14 protein-coding genes and 3 tRNA genes are annotated in these 21084 nt (G+C 68.9%); 7 read left to right on the top strand and 10 right to left on the bottom strand.

Going from position 1 to position 21084, the window contains the following annotated elements; translation table 11 throughout:
• The first annotated feature begins 1 nt into the window (after position 1).
• The gene (locus KZC56_RS05385) at positions 2 to 8038 is read left to right on the top strand and encodes a CLIPPER-2 domain-containing protein (protein ID WP_247638042.1); all 8037 of its coding nucleotides are present in this window, start codon (positions 2 to 4) and stop codon (positions 8036 to 8038) included.
• Between the two features lie 178 nt (positions 8039 to 8216).
• Here KZC56_RS05385 and KZC56_RS05390 read toward each other — a convergent pair.
• The 3 genes from KZC56_RS05390 to KZC56_RS05400 all read right to left on the bottom strand — a co-directional run bounded on the left by KZC56_RS05390 (position 8217) and on the right by KZC56_RS05400 (position 8761).
• Positions 8217 to 8292: transfer RNA gene (locus KZC56_RS05390), tRNA-Ala, on the bottom strand.
• Between the two features lie 22 nt (positions 8293 to 8314).
• Positions 8315 to 8391 (bottom strand) — tRNA-Ile (locus tag KZC56_RS05395).
• Between the two features lie 130 nt (positions 8392 to 8521).
• Positions 8522 to 8761, bottom strand: coding sequence for a cell division protein CrgA (locus KZC56_RS05400; RefSeq protein ID WP_247638043.1), 240 nt, complete (start codon positions 8759 to 8761; stop codon positions 8522 to 8524).
• A 101-nt stretch (positions 8762 to 8862) separates the two neighbouring features.
• On the opposite strand from KZC56_RS05400, the gene KZC56_RS05405 reads away from it, so the two are divergent.
• From KZC56_RS05405 to KZC56_RS05415, 3 genes are read left to right on the top strand one after another with little or no spacing between them, the layout of a single operon-like run.
• Positions 8863 to 9657, top strand: coding sequence for a class E sortase (locus tag KZC56_RS05405; protein WP_136035631.1), 795 nt, complete (start codon positions 8863 to 8865; stop codon positions 9655 to 9657).
• 26 nt (positions 9658 to 9683) lie between these two features.
• Positions 9684 to 9839, top strand: a complete 156-nt coding sequence (locus KZC56_RS05410; protein ID WP_168387293.1) for a hypothetical protein — start codon at positions 9684 to 9686, stop codon at positions 9837 to 9839.
• Positions 9836 to 10468, top strand: coding sequence for an anthranilate synthase component II (locus KZC56_RS05415; protein WP_247638044.1), 633 nt, complete (start codon positions 9836 to 9838; stop codon positions 10466 to 10468). Before KZC56_RS05410 ends, KZC56_RS05415 begins: the two co-directional genes overlap by 4 nt.
• A gap of 25 nt (positions 10469 to 10493) precedes the next feature.
• Here the strand turns inward: KZC56_RS05415 and pknB are convergent, their stop codons facing one another.
• Genes pknB through KZC56_RS05450 form a run of 7 tightly spaced genes read right to left on the bottom strand, consistent with a single transcriptional unit; the run spans position 10494 to position 19349 of the window.
• Positions 10494 to 12185, bottom strand: coding sequence for a Stk1 family PASTA domain-containing Ser/Thr kinase (pknB, locus tag KZC56_RS05420; RefSeq protein ID WP_136035627.1), 1692 nt, complete (start codon positions 12183 to 12185; stop codon positions 10494 to 10496).
• A 40-nt stretch (positions 12186 to 12225) separates the two neighbouring features.
• The gene (locus KZC56_RS05425; RefSeq protein ID WP_247638045.1) at positions 12226 to 13965 is read right to left on the bottom strand and encodes a serine/threonine-protein kinase; all 1740 of its coding nucleotides are present in this window, start codon (positions 13963 to 13965) and stop codon (positions 12226 to 12228) included.
• The gene (locus KZC56_RS05430; protein ID WP_136033222.1) at positions 13962 to 15416 is read right to left on the bottom strand and encodes a peptidoglycan D,D-transpeptidase FtsI family protein; all 1455 of its coding nucleotides are present in this window, start codon (positions 15414 to 15416) and stop codon (positions 13962 to 13964) included. Before KZC56_RS05430 ends, KZC56_RS05425 begins: the two co-directional genes overlap by 4 nt.
• A gap of 1 nt (position 15417) precedes the next feature.
• Entirely contained in the window at positions 15418 to 16803 is a 1386-nt protein-coding gene (locus tag KZC56_RS05435; protein WP_136033224.1) for an FtsW/RodA/SpoVE family cell cycle protein, read from the bottom strand.
• Positions 16800 to 18104, bottom strand: coding sequence for a PP2C family protein-serine/threonine phosphatase (locus KZC56_RS05440; RefSeq protein ID WP_136033227.1), 1305 nt, complete (start codon positions 18102 to 18104; stop codon positions 16800 to 16802). The genes KZC56_RS05435 and KZC56_RS05440 overlap by 4 nt, the downstream gene beginning before the upstream one ends.
• Before the next feature lie 7 nt (positions 18105 to 18111).
• A complete protein-coding gene (locus KZC56_RS05445; protein WP_136033230.1) occupies positions 18112 to 18627 on the bottom strand; it encodes an FHA domain-containing protein FhaB/FipA in 516 nt (171 codons plus the stop codon).
• Positions 18627 to 19349 (bottom strand): FHA domain-containing protein, encoded by a 723-nt coding sequence (locus tag KZC56_RS05450; RefSeq protein ID WP_136035625.1) that lies wholly within the window; start codon positions 19347 to 19349, stop codon positions 18627 to 18629. The genes KZC56_RS05445 and KZC56_RS05450 overlap by 1 nt, the downstream gene beginning before the upstream one ends.
• A gap of 144 nt (positions 19350 to 19493) precedes the next feature.
• On the opposite strand from KZC56_RS05450, the gene KZC56_RS05455 reads away from it, so the two are divergent.
• From KZC56_RS05455 to KZC56_RS05465, 3 genes are all read left to right on the top strand, one after another.
• A tRNA-Leu gene (locus KZC56_RS05455) sits at positions 19494 to 19576 on the top strand.
• 302 nt (positions 19577 to 19878) lie between these two features.
• On the top strand, positions 19879 to 20232 hold the full coding sequence (locus KZC56_RS05460; RefSeq protein WP_136033263.1) for a lactococcin 972 family bacteriocin: 354 nt from the start codon (positions 19879 to 19881) through the stop codon (positions 20230 to 20232).
• 214 nt (positions 20233 to 20446) lie between these two features.
• Entirely contained in the window at positions 20447 to 21067 is a 621-nt protein-coding gene (locus tag KZC56_RS05465) for a hypothetical protein (RefSeq protein ID WP_136033265.1), read from the top strand.
• Positions 21068 to 21084 lie beyond the last annotated feature (17 nt).

A 21084-nucleotide genomic window follows, 5' to 3' on the forward strand; every position in this document is an offset into this window, starting at 1 on the left:
GATGTTCGCCTCAGAACACCACAATTTCATCGCGCCGACTGCAGGACCGAACGAGACGAGACGCCGCTGGGCGATCATCGCCCTGCTCGCGCTGCTCGCCAGCCTCCTCGTGACGGTCGTCGCGCCGCCCAAGCCGGCCGAAGCCCAGTTCCAGTTCTCCTGTACGAGTACGGAGGGCGTCGGGTACTTCGTCAACACGGGCTCCGGCTCCGTCTCGATGATCTACACCGGCACCGACACGAACATCCGGAACATCCCCGTCGGCGGCACCCCCTACGGTGTGACGTCGCTCCCGGACGGCTCGCGGGTCTACGTGGCGAACGGCAACGGGTCCGTGCAGGTGATCGACACCGCGACCCTCGCGGTCACGACGATCAACCACCCGTCGTTCTCCGCGTCGGTCGGCGCGTGGAGCTCCGCCGACGGCTCGCAGGTGTTCATCTCGAACATCGGGTCCAACACCGTCAGCGTGATCGACACCGCGACCAACACCGTGTCCCGCGTGATCACGGTCGGCGCCGCCGGTTCTCGTCCGGGATGGGTCGATGCCTACGGAAACGAGCTGTTCGTCGCCAAGGACGACGGCACCAACGGCGGGATCTCCGTGATCGACATGAGCAGCACCTCGACGACGACGTCCCGCGTCATCGCGGGAGCGGCTCCGGCGCACACGGTCGCCGTCAACGCCACGTACATCGCCGCCGCCAGCGAGACCGTCCTGTCGATCCCGATCCGCAACAGGACCGCGCCGTCGGCCCTCGTGCGCACCATCACGACCACCGAGCAGATCCACGGACTCACGTTCGTCCCCAACACCAACTACCTCGTGGCCAGTGGCGAGGCCGGACACACGTTCGTGTACGACGCGTCGACCGGGGCGCTGCTGCGGACGTTCACCGCGGGCGGCTCGAACATGCGCGTGCCCGTGGCCTCGCCGATCAGCAACGAGGTCTACATCGCCGGATACTCCACGCCCACGGGCACGCTGGACCGGCTCGTGACCACCGGGGCTCCGGCCACCTGGACCTACACCGCCAATCAGACGGCCCTGCAGAACGCTCCCGACGGCCACACCCCCGCGTTCTCCTGCCTGCCGCCGCTCTCGGGTTCCAAGTCCTTCGCCAAGTCGCCGATCGCTCAGGGCGAGACGACCACCCTGACGATCACGATCAACAACACCAACCTCGCCCCCACCACCGGCATCACCGGGGCGGCGCTGACCGACAACCTGCCCTCCAACATCCGCATCGCACCGACGGGCACGGCGACGACGACATGTACCGCCGCAACACTCACGGCGCCTCCCGGCGGGACGACCGTCAGCCTGAGCGGTGCTTCGATCCCCGCGGCCACCGGGCCGAACGGGGCGATCGTGCCGGGAAGCTGCACCATCACCGTGCCGGTGATCGGCGTCACACCCGGCGCCCAGACCAACACGATCGAGCCGGGGGCTCTCTCCGCGAACATCGTGGGCGAGACGGCGAACTCGTTCTCCGCACCGATCGAGGTGCTTCCCCCGGCGATGCAGATCGCGAAGACGAACGACGACGCCGACGGGATCGTCGACGGCGGACAGACGCTGACCTACTCGATCACGCTGACCAACGCCGGGACGATCCCGCAGACGGGCGTCACCGTCGACGACGTGCTCCCCGCGGGCGTCACCTATGTGCCCGGGTCCACCGTCGCCACGCAGGGCACCACCGTGCGCGACAACGCGGCGGGAGGGACCAACCCCGACCTCGTCGGCGGCGATCCCGTCGCCGGGTCGCTCGTCGGACCGACGGATCCGTTCACGATCCCTCCGGGCGAATCGCTCGTGGTCACCTACCAGGTGACCGTGGACACTCCCGCGCCGGAGACGATCGACTCGTACACCAACACCGCCAGCGCCAGCTCCACCCAGGAGCCGACGCCGATCAGCACGACCGACACCGTGCAGGCCCTGTCCACCCTCGATCTCGTGAAGTCCGCGGGCACCCCGGTCGACGTCAACGGCAACGGGACCACCGACACCGGCGACACCATCGCCTACACCTTCACCGTCACGAACACCGGTAACACCACCATCGCGAACATCGCCGTCACCGATCCGAAGCTCGGCGCGATCACGTGCGACGCCACGACCCTGGCGCCCGACGCCGTGGCCACCTGTACCGCGCCGCCCTACGTCATCACCCAGGCGGAGACCGATGCCGGCGCCGTCGACAACAGCGCCACCGCGGCGGGCACCGACCCCAGCGGCGACCCCATCGCCTCGAACGAGTCGACCACCTCGACACCCACCGAGCAGGCCCCGGCACTGCTGTTCGACAAGACGGCCGCCGCCCCGGTGGATGTGAATGCGAACGGCATCACCGACGCGGGCGACACCATCGCCTACACGTTCAGCGTCGCCAACACGGGCAACGTCACGATGAGTGGCATCACCGTCACCGACCCGAAGATCGGCGCGGTGACCTGTGACGTGACCACCCTGGCTCCCGGTGAGGTCGCGAGCTGCACCGCGCCCGCCTACGCGATCACTGCCGCGGATCAGGACGCGGGCGAGGTCGCGAACACCGCGAGTGCCACCGGCACCGCTCCCGGCGGCACCGCCGTCCCGTCGAACGACGACAGCACCACCACTCCGGTGGTCGCACCCGCACCGGCCCTCGAGATCGACAAGACCGCGGGAACACCCGTGGACGTCAACGGGAACGGCTCGACGGACGTCGGCGACACCATCGCGTACACGTTCACGGTGACCAACACCGGCAACGTCACCGTGTCGGACATCGCCGTGAACGACCCCAAGGTCGGCACGGTGACCTGTGATGTCACGGCGCTCGGGCCGACGGGAGTCGCGACCTGCACGGCCGCCCCGTACGTGATCACCCAGGCCGACATGGACAACGGCTCAGTGGACAACTCCGCCACCGCGAACGGCACGGACCCGACGGGCGGCCCGGTCGTGACCACCCCCGACACCACGACCACCCCCACCGACCAGGCGCCGGCGCTGTCGTTCGACAAGACCGCAGGCACCCCCGTGGATGTGAACGCCAACGGCATCACGGACGAGGGCGACACCATCGCGTACACCTTCACCGTCACCAACACCGGCAACGTCACGGTGGCGGGCATCGCGGTCACGGATGCCAAGGTCGGAGCGGTCACCTGTGACGTCACCACGCTGACGCCCGGAGCCGTGGCGACCTGCACGGCGGCGCCGTACACGATCACCGCTGCGGACGAGACCGCGGGCGAGGTCGTGAACAGCGCCTCGGCCGCGGGCACGGACCCGGGCGGTGACGCCGTCCCGTCGAACACCGACACGACGACGACGCCGGTCGTCGCCTCGGCACCGAGTCTCACGATCGACAAGGCAGCGGGTGCTCCGGTCGACGTCAATGGCAACGGGGTGACCGACGCCGGCGACACGATCGCCTACACCTTCACCGTGACCAACACCGGCAACGTGCCGCTCGCCGATGTCGCGGTGGACGACCCGAAGGTCGGCGCGGTCACCTGTGATGCGACCACCCTCGCTCCCGGTGCGGTCGCGAGCTGCACCGCGGCGACGTACACGATCACGCAGGCCGACGTCGACAACGGCTCGGTCGACAACTCCGCCACGGCCACGGGCACCCCGCCCGGAGAACCCGCGATCACCTCCGACCCCGACACCACGAGCACCCCGACCGACCAGACCGCGTCGCTCGTGCTGGACAAGACCGCGGGCACACCGGTCGACGTGAATGCGGACGGCCTGACCGACGAGGGCGACACCATCGCGTACACGTTCACCGTCACGAACACCGGCACCGTCACACTGACCGACGTAGCCGTCGACGACCCGAAGGTGGGCACCGTCACGTGTGACGTCACGACTCTCGCTCCCGGGGCCGTGGCCACCTGCACGGCAGCGCCCTACACGATCACCGCAGCGGACGAGACCGCGGGCGAGGTGGCGAACACCGCGACCGCCGCGGCCACCGACCCCGGCGGCGACCCCGCCCCCACCGCTGACGACAGCACCACGACCCCGGTCGTCGCCTCGGCCGCGGCTCTCACGATCGACAAGGTCGCGGGCGCCCCGGTGGACGTCGACGGCAACGGCATCACGAACGCCGGTGACACGATCGCGTACACGTTCACGGTGACCAACACCGGCAATGTGGCGGTGTCGGAGATCACGGTGGACGACCCGAAGGTCGGCGCGGTGACGTGTGATGTGACCACCCTGGCCCCCGGTGCGGTCGCGAACTGCACCGCGGCGCCGTACGTGATCACCGCTGCCGATGAGACCGCGGGCGAGGTCGCGAACACCGCGACCGCCGCGGGCACGGACCCGGACGGCGACTCGGTCGCCTCCGACCCCGACAGCACGACCACTCCGGTCGTCACGCCGGCGCCGGCGCTGTCGTTTGAGAAGACGGCGGGGACGCCGGTGGATGTGAATGCGAATGGCATCACGGATGAGGGTGACACGATCGGGTACACGTTCACGGTGACGAACACCGGCAACGTGACGGTGACGGATGTCGCTGTGGATGACCCGAAGGTGGGTGCGGTGACGTGTGATGTGACGACGCTCGCGCCGGGTGAGGTCGCTTCGTGTGCGTCGGCGCCGTATACGGTGACGGCGGCGGATGAGGCTGCGGGTGAGGTGGCGAACACGGCGACGGCGTCGGGGACAGCTCCGAACGGTGACCCTGTTCCGTCCGACCCGGATTCGACGACGACGCCGTCGGAGGCGTCGGCTCCGAGTTCGACGATCGAGAAGACCGCTGGTGCCCCGGTGGATGTGAATGGCAACGGGGTCACCGATGTGGGCGACACGATCGCGTACACGTTCACGGTGACCAACACCGGCAACGTCCCGCTCGCCGATGTGACGGTGAACGACCCGAAGGTCGGCGCGGTGACGTGTGATGTCACCACGCTCGCCCCCGGTGCGGTTGCGAACTGCACGGCGGCACCGTATGTGATCACGCAGGCCGACGTGGACAACGGCTCCGTCGACAACTCCGCCACGGCCACGGGCACCCCGCCCGGAGAGGACCCGGTTCCGTCTGAGCCCGACACGACGACCACCCCCACCGACCAGACCCCGGCGCTCGAGCTGGACAAGGTGGCCGGCACGCCGGTCGACGTGAACGGGGACGGCCTCACCAACGCCGGGGACACGATCGACTACACCTTCACCGTGACCAACACCGGCAACGTGACCCTGACCGATGTCGCGGTCGCTGATCCGAAGGTCGGCACGGTGACCTGCGATGTGACGACCCTGGCACCGGGCGCGGTCGCCACCTGCACCGCCCCGGCGTACACCGTCACCACGGACGACGAGGCCGCCGGCGAGGTCGCGAACACCGCGACCGCCTCGGCGACAGACCCCGCGGGCGACCCGGCACCCACCGACGACGACAGCACCACCACCCCGGCCGTCCCGGCCGCGCCGGCGCTGTCGTTCGAGAAGACCGCGGGTGCTCCGGTGGACGTGAACGCGAACGGCATCACGGATGAGGGCGACACGATCGACTACACGTTCACGGTGACCAACACCGGCAACGTGACCCTGACCGACATCACCGTGAGTGACCCGAAGGCGGGGACCGTCACCTGCGATGTCACGACCCTGGCGCCCGGGGCCGTCGCGAGCTGCTCGGCGGCGACCTACACGGTCACGGCCGAGGATGAGGCGGCGGGCGAGGTCGCGAATACCGCTACCGCCACGGGGACGGAGCCCGGCGGTGACCCGGTCCCGTCCGACCCGGATTCGACCACGACCCCGTCGGAGGCCTCGGCCCCGGGGGTGACGATCGACAAGACGGCGGGTGACCCGGTGGATGTCAACGGCAACGGCCTGACCGATGTCGGCGACACGATCGCGTACTCGTTCACGGTCACGAACACCGGCAACGTTCCCCTCGCGGATGTCGGTGTGAACGACCCCAAGGTCGGCACCGTCACCTGCGACGTCACGACGCTCGCTCCCGGTGAGGTCGCGACCTGCACCGCGGCGCCGTACACGATCACGCAGGCCGACGTCGACGCGGGCGGGGTCGAGAACTCCGCGACCGCGACGGGTACACCTCCCGGGGAGGACCCGGTGCCGTCTGAGCCCGACACGATCGTGACGCCGGTCGATCAGGTGCCGTCGCTGCTGTTCGACAAGGTCGCCGGTGCTCCGGTGGATGTGAACGCCAACGGCATCACGGATGCGGGCGACACGATCGACTACACGTTCACGGTCACGAACACGGGTACGGTCACTGCGACGGACATCGCGGTCAGTGACCCGAAGGCCGGTGCCGTGACGTGTGATGTCACCACCCTGGCCCCCGGTGAGGTCGCGAGCTGCTCGGCGGCGACCTACACGGTGACCGCGGCGGATGAGCAGGCCGGTGAGGTGGCGAACACGGCGACCGCGACGGGGACGGATCCGAACGGTGACTCGGTCCCGTCGGACCCGGATTCCACAACGACCCCGTCGGAGGCCTCGGCCCCGGGGGTGACGATCGACAAGACGGCGGGTGACCCGGTGGATGTCAACGGCAACGGCCTGACCGATGTCGGCGACACGATCGCGTACTCGTTCACGATCACGAACACCGGCAACGTTCCCCTCGCGGATGTCGGGGTGAACGACCCCAAGGTGGGCACCGTCACCTGCGACGTCACGACGCTCGCTCCCGGTGAGGTCGCGACCTGCGGGGCGACGTACACGATCACGCAGGCTGATGTGGATGCGGGTTCCGTCGAGAACTCCGCGACCGCGACCGGCACGCCTCCCGGGGAGGATCCGGTCCCCTCGGAGCCCGACACGGTGGTGACGCCGGTCGATCAGGTGCCATCACTGTCGTTCGACAAGGTCGCCGGTGCTCCGGTGGATGTGAACGCCAATGGCATCACGGATGAGGGCGACACGATCGACTACACCTTCACCGTGACGAACACGGGGACCGTGACGGCGACCGACATCGCCGTGAGCGACCCGAAGGTCGGGACGGTGACGTGTGATGTCACGACCCTTGCCCCGGGCGAGGTCGCGAACTGCACCGCGCCGACCTACACGGTCACGGCCGACGATGAGCAGGCGGGTGAGGTGGCGAACACCGCCACCGCGTCGGGGACGGATCCGAACGGCGACCCGGTCCCGTCCAACCCCGACAGCACGACCACCCCGGCCGTCGCGTCCGCCCCGAGTTCGACGATCGACAAGACCGCGGGCGCCCCCGTGGACGTCAATGGCAACGGACTGACCGATGTGGGCGACACGATCGCGTACTCGTTCACGATCACGAACACCGGCAACGTCCCTCTCGCCGATGTCGGGGTGAACGACCCCAAGGTCGGCACCGTCACCTGCGACGTCACGACGCTCGCCCCCGGCGAGGTCGCGACCTGCACCGCGGCGCCGTACGTCATCACGCAGGCCGACGTCGACGCGGGCGGGGTCGAGAACTCCGCGACCGCGACCGGCACGCCTCCCGGAGGAGACCCCGTCCCGTCCGAACCCGACACCGTCGTGACGCCGACTGATCAGGTGCCGTCGATGACCCTCGTGAAGACGGCCGTGATCGACGACGCCGATCGGGACCGCGCCGCCGACGAGGGAGAAGTGATCCACTACGCCTTCACCGTCGCGAACACGGGCAACGTCACGATCGAGAATCTGGGCATCGACGACCCGATGCTGGACGAGCGCGGCGACGCCATCACGTGCCCGCTCGTGCCGCTGGCGCCCGGTGAGCAGGCTCTCTGTACGGCCGACCATGTCGTGACCGCGGCGGAAGCGACCGGTGGCGACCTGACCAACGTCGCTACCGCCACGGGACGTACGGGGACCGATGATCCGATCACGAGCGACCCGTCGACGGTGAGCACGCCCACGGATCCGGAGACACCGGAACCCGCACGACTGCCGACGACGGGTGGTCGGGATCAGACGGCCGCGGCACTGCTCGCGCTCGCCCTGATCCTGGGCGGAGTCACGCTGGTCGTCGTCCGGAGAGGAGCGCGCCGCCGCCCGACGGACATCGGATAGCTCGACCGGGCTCCGGCGGGGCGCGGCCCGGATGAGGCGGAGCACACCGGACCGGGCTCCGGCGGGGCGCGGCCTGGAAGAGTCGGAGCACACCGGCAGCACGACGCGACGGTGGTGAGGATCGATGCCGAAGCACGACCGGAAGGGGGTCGGTGCGCGGGAGGGAGGAGATCCGAGGTGGTGGAGCCTAGGAGATTCGAACTCCTGACATCCTGCTTGCAAAGCAGGCGCTCTACCAACTGAGCTAAGGCCCCGTGAGGGATTTCTTGAATTGAATGGTGGGGCTACCAGGACTTGAACCTGGGACCTCTTCATTATCAGTGAAGCGCTCTAACCGCCTGAGCTATAGCCCCGTCAACCTCCAAGACTTTACCGGAGAATCTCGGAAAATCCGAATCGAGCGCGAGGAGCCTGATGCACACCACCGCCGGCACGACGAAGCCCCCTCGCGCGGCGAGGGGGCTTCGGAAGAGAAGGGGCTGGTCAGCGCCAGCGTGTGGTCATGAGGAACCCGATGAGAGCGATGCCGAGACCGATCGCGAGGTTCCAGTTGTCGAGGCCCGGGATCGGGAACTGCATCCCCGAGATGTAGAACACGAGGATCCACGCGAGACCGAGAAGCATGAAGCCGATCATCACCGGCTTGAACCAGAGGGCGTTGGGAGCGGCGTCGCCCTCGGCGCGCTCGACGACGGGTTCTTCGGTCTTGCGGTCACGTGCCATGCCGTCATTGTACCCGGGAGACCTCTGCGCCCACGAGAGGCGGTCACAGACGGGTGCCTCCGCACGAGCCCGTGTTCAGTGTCGACGGATAAGATCACGCCATGACTGCATCCGCCGTGCCTGGGGGGCGCCACGGACGTCGGCAGCGGCCCCGGTCGCGCGCCACGTTCGCGAGCGTGCTCGGCGAACTGCTGCTCACCGCCGGGGTCCTCGTCCTCCTCTTCGTCGCATGGCAGATGTGGATCGGCGACATCATCATCGCCGCCCAGAAGAACGACGAGGGTGCGGCGATCTCGCAGCAGCTCGCGGCGGCCGATCCCCCCGCGCTGCCGCCGAAGGTCGAGACCGACGACGGCACCACGGTGTACCAGGCGCCGGTGCCCGCCGCCCCCGCCGACGGGGCGTGGTTCGGGCAGATGCACATCCCGCGCTTCGGCGCCGAGTACAACTTCGGCATCTACGGCGGGACCAGCCGGGCCAGGACGCTCGACCAGAAGGGCATCGGGGTCTACACCGACTCGAAGATGCCCGGCGAGGTCGGCAACTTCTCCCTCGCGGGCCATCGCACCACCTGGGGCAAGCCGTTCAACCAGCTCGACAAGCTGCAACTGAACGACGCGATCGTGGTCGAGACCCCCGACGGCTGGTACACGTACCGCTTCCGCACGCTCGAGTACGTCACGCCCACGCAGACCGACGTGCTGGCCGACGTGCCGCAGATGCCCGCACAGCAGACCGGCGAGCAGTACATCACCCTCACGGCGTGCTCCCCCCTGTACTCGCTCGCCGAGCGGATCGTCGCCTACGGCGTGTTCGAGAGCTTCCAGCCGCGCGCCGAAGGACCGCCGTCCGCACTGACCGACCCGCCTCCCCCGCCCGCCGCTCCGTCGGTGTGACCACGAACGATCAGGAGACACCACCCATGTACGCCGCACTCTGGCGCCTGCTGCCCGGTCCCTGGTGGTTGCGTGTGCTCATCCTGCTGGTCGTGGTCGCCGCCGTGCTCTACGCCCTGTTCTGGTACGTGTTCCCCTGGATCAGCCCGTTCATCTCCCCGGGTGAGGTCGACGTCGAATGACCCGCGTGCTCGTCGTGGACAACCACGACAGCTTCGTGCACACCCTGATCGGCTATCTCCACGAGCTCGGTGCCGACACCACGATCGTCGAGGCGGACGAGGTCGATGCGGCGCGGGTCGAGGGACTGCTCACCGCGCACGACGCGCTGCTCCTGTCGCCGGGGCCGGGCTCGCCCGACGACGCCGGCGTCTCGCTCGATGCGGTACGCCTCGCCGCCCGCTCCGCCGTGCCCACGCTCGGCGTGTGCCTGGGTCACCAGGTGATCGGCGCGGCCCTGGGTGCCCCCGTGACCGGCGCACCGGAGCTCATGCACGGCATGGTGTCGGCGGTCGCGCACGACGGCTCGGCGCTGTTCGACGGCATCCCCTCGCCGTTCGCGGCGGGTCGCTACCACTCCCTCGCCCTCGCGGAGCGCGACCTGTCCGCCGAGCTCGCGGTGACCGCACGGACGGCGGACGGCACGGTGATGGCGCTCGAACACCGCACGCTCCCGTTCCACGGGGTGCAGTTCCACCCGGAGAGCGTGCTCACCGAGGGCGGCTACCGTCTGCTGGCGAACTGGCTGCGACTGTGCGGCGACCCGGACGCCGTGTCGCGGGCAGAACGACTGCACCCGCTCACGCGCTGACCCCGGGGTGTCGAACGGCTGCGCGTCAGGAACCGGTGCAGTAGCGCAGCTCGACCGAGGAGTTGATCGGCACGTCGCCCGGAGCGACCGACATCGAGTGCACGGTGGCCGGGTCGGTGGCGGGGCAGTCGCTCTCCTCGATCGGCACCGGGGTGAGCCCGAGATCCGTGAGCGCCTTCGATGCGGAATCGACCGACCAGCCCACGACATCCGACAGGGTGACCTTGCCGCTGGCGACCTCCAGGTTCACGACCGTGTTCGGCGCCACCTCGGTGTCGGCCTTCTCGCTGGCCGTCATCACGGTGTTCGCCGCGAGGCCCTTGTCGTTGCGCTGGGTGACCGTGCCGAGCTGCAGCCCCGCCTTCTCCAGCGCCTCGGTGGCCGCGGCCAGGGACATGCCCTCGAGCTTCGGCACCACCACGGTCTCCTCGCCGGACGACACGTAGAGCGTGACGGTGGACCCCTGCTCGACCGACACCCCGCTCTCCGGATCCGTGCGGATCACGTTGCCCTCGGCGATGTCGGGACTGGACTCGATGACGATCTTCGACGAGAGGTCGAGCTTGGCCAGGTCGTCCTGCGCACGCTCCGACGCCACATTGGTCAGGTCGGGCACGACCCTCGACGTGCTGGGCACCTCGGACGGCCGCATGCTGATCGTGACCACCCAGAACAGGACCGACGCCAGAAGCACCGCCAGCAGCGCGACGCCCGCCCAGATCCACGCGACCGGCGGGCCCGACTGCGTGCGGGTCATGGTGGTGTCGCTGCTGAGCTGCCGCAGCGACCGCGCCGTCTCCTGCGCCTGACGCGGGTTCGGGCCATACAGCTCGCTGGTGAGCGCGCCGATCTGCTTGCGCGTCGGGGCGGCACCGGTCACGGCCGAGTCGAGGGCCGCGCGGAAGTGCGCCGCGTCGGGGAAGCGCTGGTACGGGTCCTTCGCGAGCGCGCGCAGCACGATCGGGTCGAGCGCCGCCGGGGACTCCTCGTTCACCTCGGACGGAGGGATCGGTGTCTCGCTCACGTGCTGGTACGCCACCGCGACCGGAGACTCGCCGCGGAACGGCTGGCGCCCGGTGAGCAGCTCGTACAGCACCACGCCGGTGGAGTACAGGTCGGCGCGGGCGTCGACCGGCTCGCCCTTGGCCTGCTCCGGCGAGAAGTACGCCGCGGTGCCGATGATCTGCGTGGTCTCCGCGACCGTCGAGGAGGAGTCGGACACCGCGCGGGCGATGCCGAAGTCCATGACCTTGACCTGACCCTTGTCGGTCACCATCACGTTGCCGGGCTTGATGTCGCGGTGCACCACACCCGCGCGGTGCGAGTAGTCCAGCGCCTCGAGGATCCCGTCGACGTAGCGGACGGCGTCGGCCACGGGCACCGGGCCCTCGGCGATGATCTTCTTCAGCAGGGTGCCCTTGACGAGCTCCATCACGATGTACGGCGGCTCATCGGACGAGGGGTCGCTCGTCGACGGGTCGCCCGCGTCGTACACCCGCACGATCGACGGGTGGGACATGCGCGACGCCGCCTGCGCCTCCAGCCGGAACCGCGTGCGGAAGCTCGTGTCCCTGGCCAGTTCGGGGTCGAGGATCTTGATCGCGATCTCGCGACCGAGGGTCAGGTCGTACCCGCGGTACACCTTCGCCATTCCGCCGTGCCCGATGAGCTCGTCGACGCGGTACCGGCCCGCGATGACTTGTGGCTCTGTCGACACGGATGACCCCCCTGAAACTACAAAACAGCTGGACTACAGGCTACCCTTCGGCGCCGCCACCACCGTCACCCTCGCCGTCGTCCGGGGCCGTGATGGTGACCGACAGCGGGGGCGACGCGTTCGACGTGCGCTGGTCGCCGCCCGAGCACATGGCCTGGTAGGTGACGATGAGCTGCTGGCCCACCGCGTCGCCGACCTTCACCTGCGTGTTGCGCTGCGTCGGCTGGAAGTTCGGGCCGCCCGAGACGAACGAGCCGTTCTGCAGCGACACGACGTAGCCCGACAGGGTGGTGCCGCTCGGGCACGTGAAACCGGTGCCCCAGGCCACCGTGACCGTGCTGCCCGCGACCGGGTCGCCCGTGAGCGTCGGGGTGTCGGTCGGCGTGGGCAGCGGGGTGCGTGCGGCGTACACGGTCAACGCGATCGGCGTCGTGGTCTCGACGTTCCCGGTGGGCTGAACCCGGTACACCTGACCGACCTGGGCGTCGCTCGGGGCGGGATCGCCGTCGGCGCACGTGACGTTGTTCGTGAAGCCCGCGTCGGCCAGCGTCGCGGTCGCCGTGGCGCAGTCCATGCCGTTGAGGTTCAGCGCAGCCACGTCGACGCGCGTCACCTCGGGCGTCGGGCTCGTGGAGGGCGACGGGGGCGGCGTGGTCTGCGCGGTGGTCGGGCTGTCGGACGGCTTCGGGTCTTCCCCCCGGTTGCCGAACATGGCCCACAACGTGCCCACGAGCACGATGATCAGCAGGGCGATCAGGGCGATCAGCGGCCAGGTCCAGGCGCTGCGCTTCTTCTTCTTCTTCTCCTCCTCCGCGACGGCCTCCTCGGTGGGGAGCTGCGCGGTGGTGGGGAGGATGCGCGTGGCACCGTCGTTCGATGCCGTCAGCATGCGCGTGGCGTCGTCGTCGCCGGCGATCCCGCCCGTCGCGATCGCCGGAACAGCGATCGCCGCCGAGTTCAGGTCTCCGCGCCGCAGCGCCTGTGCGGCCCGCGCGACGGTCGCCGCCGAGGACGGGCGGTCGGCGGGCTTCTTGGCGATCATCGCCATCACGAGGTTCTGCACCGGGATCGGCACGGTCGGCGGCAGCGGCGGCGGCTGCTCGTTGATCTGCGCCATCGCGATCGCCACCTGCGACTCGCCCGTGAACGGGCGCTTGCCGGCCAGGCATTCGTACGCCACGATGCCCAGCGAGTACGTGTCGGTCGCGGGAGATGCGGGGTGGCCGGACGCCTGCTCGGGCGACAGGTACTGCACGGTTCCCATCACCTGACCGGTCGCCGTGAGCGGCACCTGGTCGGCGATGCGAGCGATGCCGAAGTCGGTGATCTTGACGCGGCCGTCTGGCGTGATCAGCAGGTTGCCCGGCTTGATGTCGCGGTGCACCAGGCCGGCGGCGTGCGCGGCCTGCAGGGCGGACGCCGTCTGCGCCACGATGTCGAGCGTCTTGTCGGCGCTCAGCGCGCCGTCGCGCTCGAGGATCGTGGAGAGGGCCTCACCCGGCACGAGCTCCATGACGAGGTAGGCGCTGCCGTTCTCCTCGCCGTAGTCGAAGACGCTGGCGATGCCCTCGTGGTTGACGAGCGCGGCGTGCCGCGCCTCCGCGCGGAACCGCTCGAGGAACCCCGGGTCCCCCATGTACTCGTCCTTGAGGATCTTGATCGCGACGGTACGCCCGATGACGTGATCCGTCGCCTCCCAGACCTCGCCCATGCCGCCGATCGCGATCCGCGACTGCAGCTCGTAACGACCACCGAACGACACACCCTGCGTCGGCCTCATCTGCCCAGCACCGCCTCTATGACCTTCTTCGCGATCGGAGCGGCGATGGTGTCACCGCTCCCTGATTGTCCCTGCCCGCCGCCGTTCTCGACGACGACCGCCACGGCGACCGATGGGTCGTCCGCCGGGGCGAACCCGGTGAACCACAGCGTATGCGGCCTGTTTCCGTTCTCTGCCGTGCCCGTCTTACCGGCCACGTCGACCCCGTCTATTCTTGCACCCTGGGCCGCGCCGTTTGAGACGCTGGCGACCATGGCGGAGGTGATCTCGTTCGCCACATCGGCCTCCATCGCCCGCCCGAACTCGCTGTTCTGGAAGGCCTTGATCACCGACAGGTCGTTGCCGATCACGGCATCCACCATCTGCGGGTTCATGACCACGCCGTCGTTCGCGATGCCGGCCGACACCATCGCCATCTGCAGCGGTGTCGCGGTGACCTGTCCCTGCCCGAAACCGCTGAGCGCGGTCTGCGCGTCGTCGAGCGCCCGCGGGTAGCTGGACGGGGTCGAGGCGAGCGGCGTGTCGAAGCTCCGGTTGAAGCCGAACTTCTCCGCCATCTCCCGGATCGCGTCGTCGCCGAGCTCCACGGCGAGCTCCGCCATCGGGATGTTGCAGCTGAGGCGGATGGCCTCGGCGATCGTCACGGTCGCACCGGGACCGCACGTGCCGCCCCACGCGTTGGACACGCGGTTGGACGAGCCGGGCAGGGTGTACAGCGCGGGGTTGGGCAGCGTGGACTCCGGCGTCCATTTGCCGCTCGCGTACGCCGCGGCCGCCGTGACGAGTTTGAACGTGGAGCCCGGGGGGTTCAGGTCGCCGGCGATCGCGCGGTTCGACAGGGGCTTGCCCGGGTCGGCGACCAGCTGGTCATAGGTGGCGTTCGCGGCGTTCGCGTCGTGCGTCGCCATCAGGTTCGTGTCGAAGCCGGGGGTCGACACCATCGCGAGGATGCGCCCGGTCTTCGGGTCCATCGCCACGACCGCGCCCTGCAGACCGTCGAGCGCCTCGGCGGCAGCCCGCTGCGCGGCCGTGTTCAGCGACAGCTCGACGCTGTACCCGCGCTGCGGCTGACCCGACAGGATGCGCTCGATCTCGGAGAAGAACGCGTTGGAGCCGGTGCCGGAGAGGTCGGCGTTCATCGCCTTCTCGATGCCGGTGGTCGAGCCGAGCGCGGGGTTGAAGTACCCCGTGACCGTCTCCCACAGCGCCGGATCGGTGTAGACGCGCTGGAAGCGGTACTGGTCGTCGCTGGGCGTCGAGCTCGCGATCGCCGCGCCGTCGACGATGATCGCGCCACGCTGGATCTCGAAGCTGTCCAGACGGGTGCGCTTGTTGTGCGGGTTCTGCGCGAGGCTGTCGGACTCGACGACCTGGATCCAGCTGGTCGCGGCGAACAGCGCGATGAACATGAACAGCATGATGATGCTGAGGCGGCGGAGTTCCCTGGTCATGTCAGCCGATCACCACCCTGGGCTGACGGCGCACGCCGTCGGAGATGCGCAGCAGCAGCGCCACGATGAGCCAGTTCGCGACGAGCGAGGAGCCGCCGGCCGCGAGGAACGGCGTGGTCAGACCCGTCAGCGGGATCAGTCGGGTGACACCGCCGACCATGATGAACACCTGCAGCGCGATCGTGAACGACAGTCCCGTCGCCAGCAGCTTGCCGAAGTCGTCCTGACCCGCGAGACCGATCCGCACACCGCGGCTCACGAACACCATGTACAGGCACAGGATCGCGAACAGCCCGATCAGCCCGAGCTCCTCCCCGAGGCTCGTGATGATGTAGTCGCTGTGCGCGAGCGGCGTGATCTCGGGGCGTCCCTGGCCCCATCCGGTTCCGATGAGGCCGCCGCGGGCGAGACCGAAGAGGCCCTGCATCGGCTGGTATCCGGCCACGTCGGGGTCGACCTGCGACGAGTCGAACAGGAAGAGCCAGTTGATGAAGCGGCCGCGCACGTAGCTGAGGATCTGCGTGGCGACGGCGACACCGGCGACCACGAGTCCCAGCCCGATCAGCACCCAGCTGGTCTTGCCGGTGGCGACGTACAGCATCGCGACGAACATGCCGAAGATCAGCGTTCCCGTGCCGAGGTCGCGCTGGAACACGATGATCCCCAGCGAGATGGCCCACACGACCAGCACCGGGCCCAGCTCCCGCATGCGCGGCCACGTGATGCCGAGCACGCGCTTGCCGACCGACGTGAGGCTCTCGCGCGTGCGCACGAGGTAGCCGGCGAAGAAGATCGCCAGGCAGATCTTCGCGAGCTCGCCCGGCTGGAACGCGAAGATGCCGCCGAGCGACACCCACACCTGCGCGTTCGCGTCGGCGATGCGCAGCCCGGGGACGAACGGCAGCAGCAGGAGCAGGATGCCCGCGAGGCCGAAGATGTACGTGTACCGGAAGAGCACACGATAGTTGCGCAGCAGGATCACGACCGCGATGGCACCGGCGAGGGAGATCGCCGTCCACGCCAGCTGCTTGGTGGAGTAGGCGTCCCACCCGGTGTTCTTGAACGCGATGTCGATCCGGTAGATCATCGCCACGCCCAGCCCGGTCAGCAGGGTCGCGATCGGCAGCACGAAGGGGTCGGCGTCGGACGCCACGAAGCGCAGCACGATGTGCAGGGCGAACGCCAGCACGGCCAGACCGCCGCCGATCGCCAGGATCATCGGGTCGATCACGCCCAGGGCGCCCAGCTGCACGAGGGTCAGCGCGGCGCCGCTGATGGCGCACGCGAACAGGAGCAGCCAGAACTCCCGGTTGCGCTGCGTCTGCGGCATGCGCAGGCGCCGCAGGGCCTTGATGACGGTGGTGTCGGCCTGCACGTCGGTGCTCATCCGTCACCCCCCGCCGGAGTGTCGCTCGGGGTGGGCGCCGGCGTGGGCAGCGGGGTCTGCTCGATCACGTTCGCCTCGGCGCCCGTGCGCAGCCGGTCGACGATAGCCATCGCGTCGGACAGCGAGCGGGCCGAGATCGTGCGCTCGACCGAGGCCCGCTGATACGGCGGCAGGTCGGCGAGGAGGATGTCGGTGTCCTCCACCGGGGTGGACAGCGTGATCGGGCCGATGTTCTGCTGCACGCCCTGGAAGATCACCACGCTGTCGTCGTCGGCGCCGATGAAGTACCGCGTCTGCGTCCAGCTGTAGGCGGCGAAGGCCGCGAAGGCCAGCATCGCGATCACCACGAGCACTCCGGCGATCCAGCCGAGGCGGCGGCGTTTGGCACGGCGCCGGTCCTCCTCGATCAGCTCCTCCAGGTACTCGGGCGCCGGCTCGAAGTGGCTCGGCTCGTTCGCGGCCTGACGCACCGGGTGCAGCCAGTTGCTGCGCGGTGCGCGCACCGGCGGCACGTACACACCGGACGGGTTGGAGGCGGCGCCGACGATCGTCGCGGTGCCCGAGTGGATGGGATGCTGCCCGCCCACGTCGACCAGCACGATCGTGACGTTGTCGGGCGCGCCCCCGTCGAGCGCCTGCTTGAGGAGGTTGTCGGCCGTGCGGCCCGGGGCGAGCCCCAGCTGCATGGCCTTGAGGATCCGCGCCTCGTCGACCACACCGGACAGCCCGTCGGAGCACAGCAGCCACCGGTCGCCGGGCTGCGTGTGCATGACGAACATGTCGAGCTCGGGGTCGGAGTCCATGTCGCTGAGCACCCGCATGAGCACCGAGCGGCGAGGGTGGTAGCGGGCCTCCTCCGGCGTGATGCGACCGGAGTCGACCAGGCGCTGCACGAACGTGTGGTCGGCCGTGATCTGCGTGAGCGCGTCGTCACGGTAGAGATAGATGCGCGAGTCGCCGATGTGCCCGATCACCGCGTACTCGTCGACCATGATGATCGCGCTGAGCGTGGTGCCGAGGCCCGCGAGCTCCGGTCGGTCCTTCGCCGCACGGATCAGGTCGCCCGCGGCGGTCGTCGCGGCGGCCTGCAGCGCGGCCTGCGCATCCTCCGTCGAGGAGTAGGGCTGGTCCAGGGGCTCCAGGCGCTGGATCGCGATGCTCGAGGCGACGTCTCCACCGGCGTGACCGCCCATGCCGTCGGCGACGACGAACAGGTTCGCCCCGGAGTACCCGGAGTCCTGGTTGTTGGAGCGGACCTTCCCGGTGTGGGAGATCGCGACGCTCGAGCCCTCGAAGACCATGCCGGCGTCAGGCCCTCAGCTCGAACGTCGTGGCGCCCACCTTGACGGGGGTGCCGAGGCTGAGGGCGACCGGTCCCCCGGTCACGCGCTGCCCGGCGACGAAGGTGCCGTTCGTGGAGTCGAGGTCCTGGATCGCCCACGTGTCCCCGCGCAGGAGGAGGCGGGCGTGGTGGCTGGAGGTGTAATCGTCGCGGATGACGAGGGCGGACTCGCTGGAGCGGCCGATCGTCATCGAGTCGGCGCCGAGCGGAAGCTCCAGCCCCGCCTTCGGCCCCGACGTGATGACCAGACGCTTCGCGGTCGCCACGGTCGCGGGGCCGGACGACGGGCGCGACGACGAGGAGGGCTTCGCGGGGGCGGCCGGCGCGGCGGCGACCGGAGCGCCGGCGGCGGCCTCGGCGGGCAGCTTGCGCGCCTTGACCCCGAACAGGTCGGCGCGCAGGGAGTACACGACACCGAACACGAAGAACCACAGCAGGACGAGGAAGCCGATGCGGAGCAGGAGCAGGACGAGTTCACTCATCAGAAGGCTCCGAACGCCCTGGTCGCGTCGTCGCCCGGGCGCGGGGGGCGCGAGGGGGCGGCGACGGGGACGATGCGGAACACCAGGTCGGTGCGGCCGATCGTGATCGTGGTGTCGGAGGGCAGCGCGGCCTCGCGCAGCTTCTGGCCGTTCACCTTCGTGCCGTTCGTGGAGCCCATGTCGCGGAGCATGGCGCGCTCGCCGTCCCACAGGATCTCCGCGTGCTTGCGGCTCGAGCCCGCGTCGGCGATCGTGATGTCGGCGTCGGACCCTCGGCCGATCACCGTGCGAGCCCGGGTGAGCGCGTGGCGGCGGCCGTCGACGTCGACCACGGCCTGCCAGTCGACGCGGCCCTCGACCGTGCCGGAGTTGACGCGCACCGTGCCCGTCGCGACCTTCTCGTCGGCTTCGAGCGTGAGCGACAGCGGCCCGGCGAAGCTGTAGCCCTGGGACTTCGCGTGCGTCGTGAGCAGTGCGTGCAACTCGTCGGTGAGGGCGCCGCCGAGACCACGCATGCGGTCGGCGTCGTCGGGGCTCAACCGCACCACGTAGTTGTTGGGGGTGAGGATGCGGTCGCGGCTGACGACCGCGGCCTTCGTGTCGGCCTCGCGGCGCAGAGCCGAGGCGATCTCCACCGGCTGTATGCCGCTGCGGAAGGTCTTCGCGAACGCGCTGTTCACTGCGCGCTCGAGACCCTTCTCAAAGCTGTCAAGTAGTCCCACTGGGCTCCTCTGGCATGCCGACCGGTAGGGACATCGTAGCCAGGTGACCTGGGGGAACGCCGCCGCGGCCCCCCGGGGCGTGTGCAACGCGACCGAAAACGCGTGATATCCTCGGGAAGTTGAGTTCTTCGGAACGAGACACTCGCGCGAGTGGCGGAATGGTAGACGCGCTGGCTTCAGGTGCCAGTGTCCGTATGGACGTGGGGGTTCAAGTCCCCCCTCGCGCACAGCGAGTGAAAGAGCCGGTCAGGCATTGTTCTTGACCGGCTCTTTCGACGTTTATGCGAGCTCACCGTGCCTTGTCGGGCGCCACCGACATGGATCCGGTGTGCAACAAGGTTCGTAAGGAACTCGTCGCAGCACCCAAAAAGGGGCCAGCGGTGCCGACCGCGGAAGACACCAATCCTGGGAGAGTCGTCACACGAGGCGAGAAGCTGAGCTACGCGAGACTTCGGCGTGGCCATGCGGGACCGTTCTCTGACCGGGGGGTAAATCGCCATCCGTGTGTGATGACAGATTGGTTATTTCGATGAAGAAGCGCACTGCATCCTTGCTGGCGGGTCTGCTGGCAGTCGGCATCGTGGCCGGAGGAACCGTGTCCGCGAGCGCCCACGACCTGGGCTACGGCTGGGCCGCAAGCTCCAAGGTGGAAGGAGCGGCTGCTGGCGGAGGCAAGCACTGGTACGGCGTGCACGAGAACCTGAACGGGTCGAACCGTGGCAACGACAGCAGCTACTACCACGCCTCCAAGAAGCATCGGTCGAGCGTGAAGAACAGCACGGGTTCCATCGTTCGGTCTTCAGACCAGAACGGCGGAATCTGGGCCCGCGCATGGCAGCCCGGAACCGCGTTCGGCAACGAGGCCTACTGGTTCACGTACTGAGCTGACGCAGCCCGCCACGGTCTCTCAGCCCACCGCCACGACCGTGTCGTGTTCGCTGAACTCACAAGGATCGGACCGACGACATCCACGTCGGTCCGATCCGAACAGTCAGGTAGTCGTGTGAGACTCCTCGCGACTGCGATGTATTGCGGGGGCCGTTCGGCGGCCACCGCATAGCCGAAACCACGACCGGCGCCCAGTAAAGAGGTATGTGATGAGAATGAAGTCCCGCTCGCTTCGGCTCGTGATGACGGCGAGCGTGCTGATGGCGCTCATGACAGGGTGCAGTGCGGGAGAGGCACCCGACTCATCGAGTTCAACCGAGGCGGAAAGCACCGCAGGGGTGCCGGCTTTTCAAGGAAACTTCGCCGCCGAGTACCAAGAGGCGTGGAAGAAGAGCAAGACAGACGACGTAAAGGCGATCCTCGAGGATGAGCAGATCACGGACCAGGAATGGTCGCAGGTACTGAAAACGCTTGAGACGTGCCTCGACGACAACGGCATCTCCCTGACGGAGTACAAGGCCAACGGGAGCTACGAGGTGAACGCTGGTGGGATGGATGGCGAGATCGCCAATCAGAGAATGGGCGGGTGTGAAGAGGAAAGCGGCGAGGCCTGGGTCGGGTACCTCTATCGTTCCCAGACGTCCAACCCGGAGAACGTTCCCGCGACCCAGCTGCTCACCGAGTGCCTGATCCGCAACAAGGCTGTTCCCGCGTCCTACACGGAGGAGCAGTACCTCGAGGACGCCCCGAACCTGGCGTTCCCCTTCACCGATGAACACGGCTTCGCGATCTTCGAAGCGTGCAACGCGGACTTCTCCTTCAACAAATGAGAGGTTCCGTCTCCTCG

The sequence above is a fragment of the Microbacterium sufflavum genome, assembly GCF_023091155.1.
GTDB lineage: Bacteria > Actinomycetota > Actinomycetes > Actinomycetales > Microbacteriaceae > Microbacterium > Microbacterium sufflavum.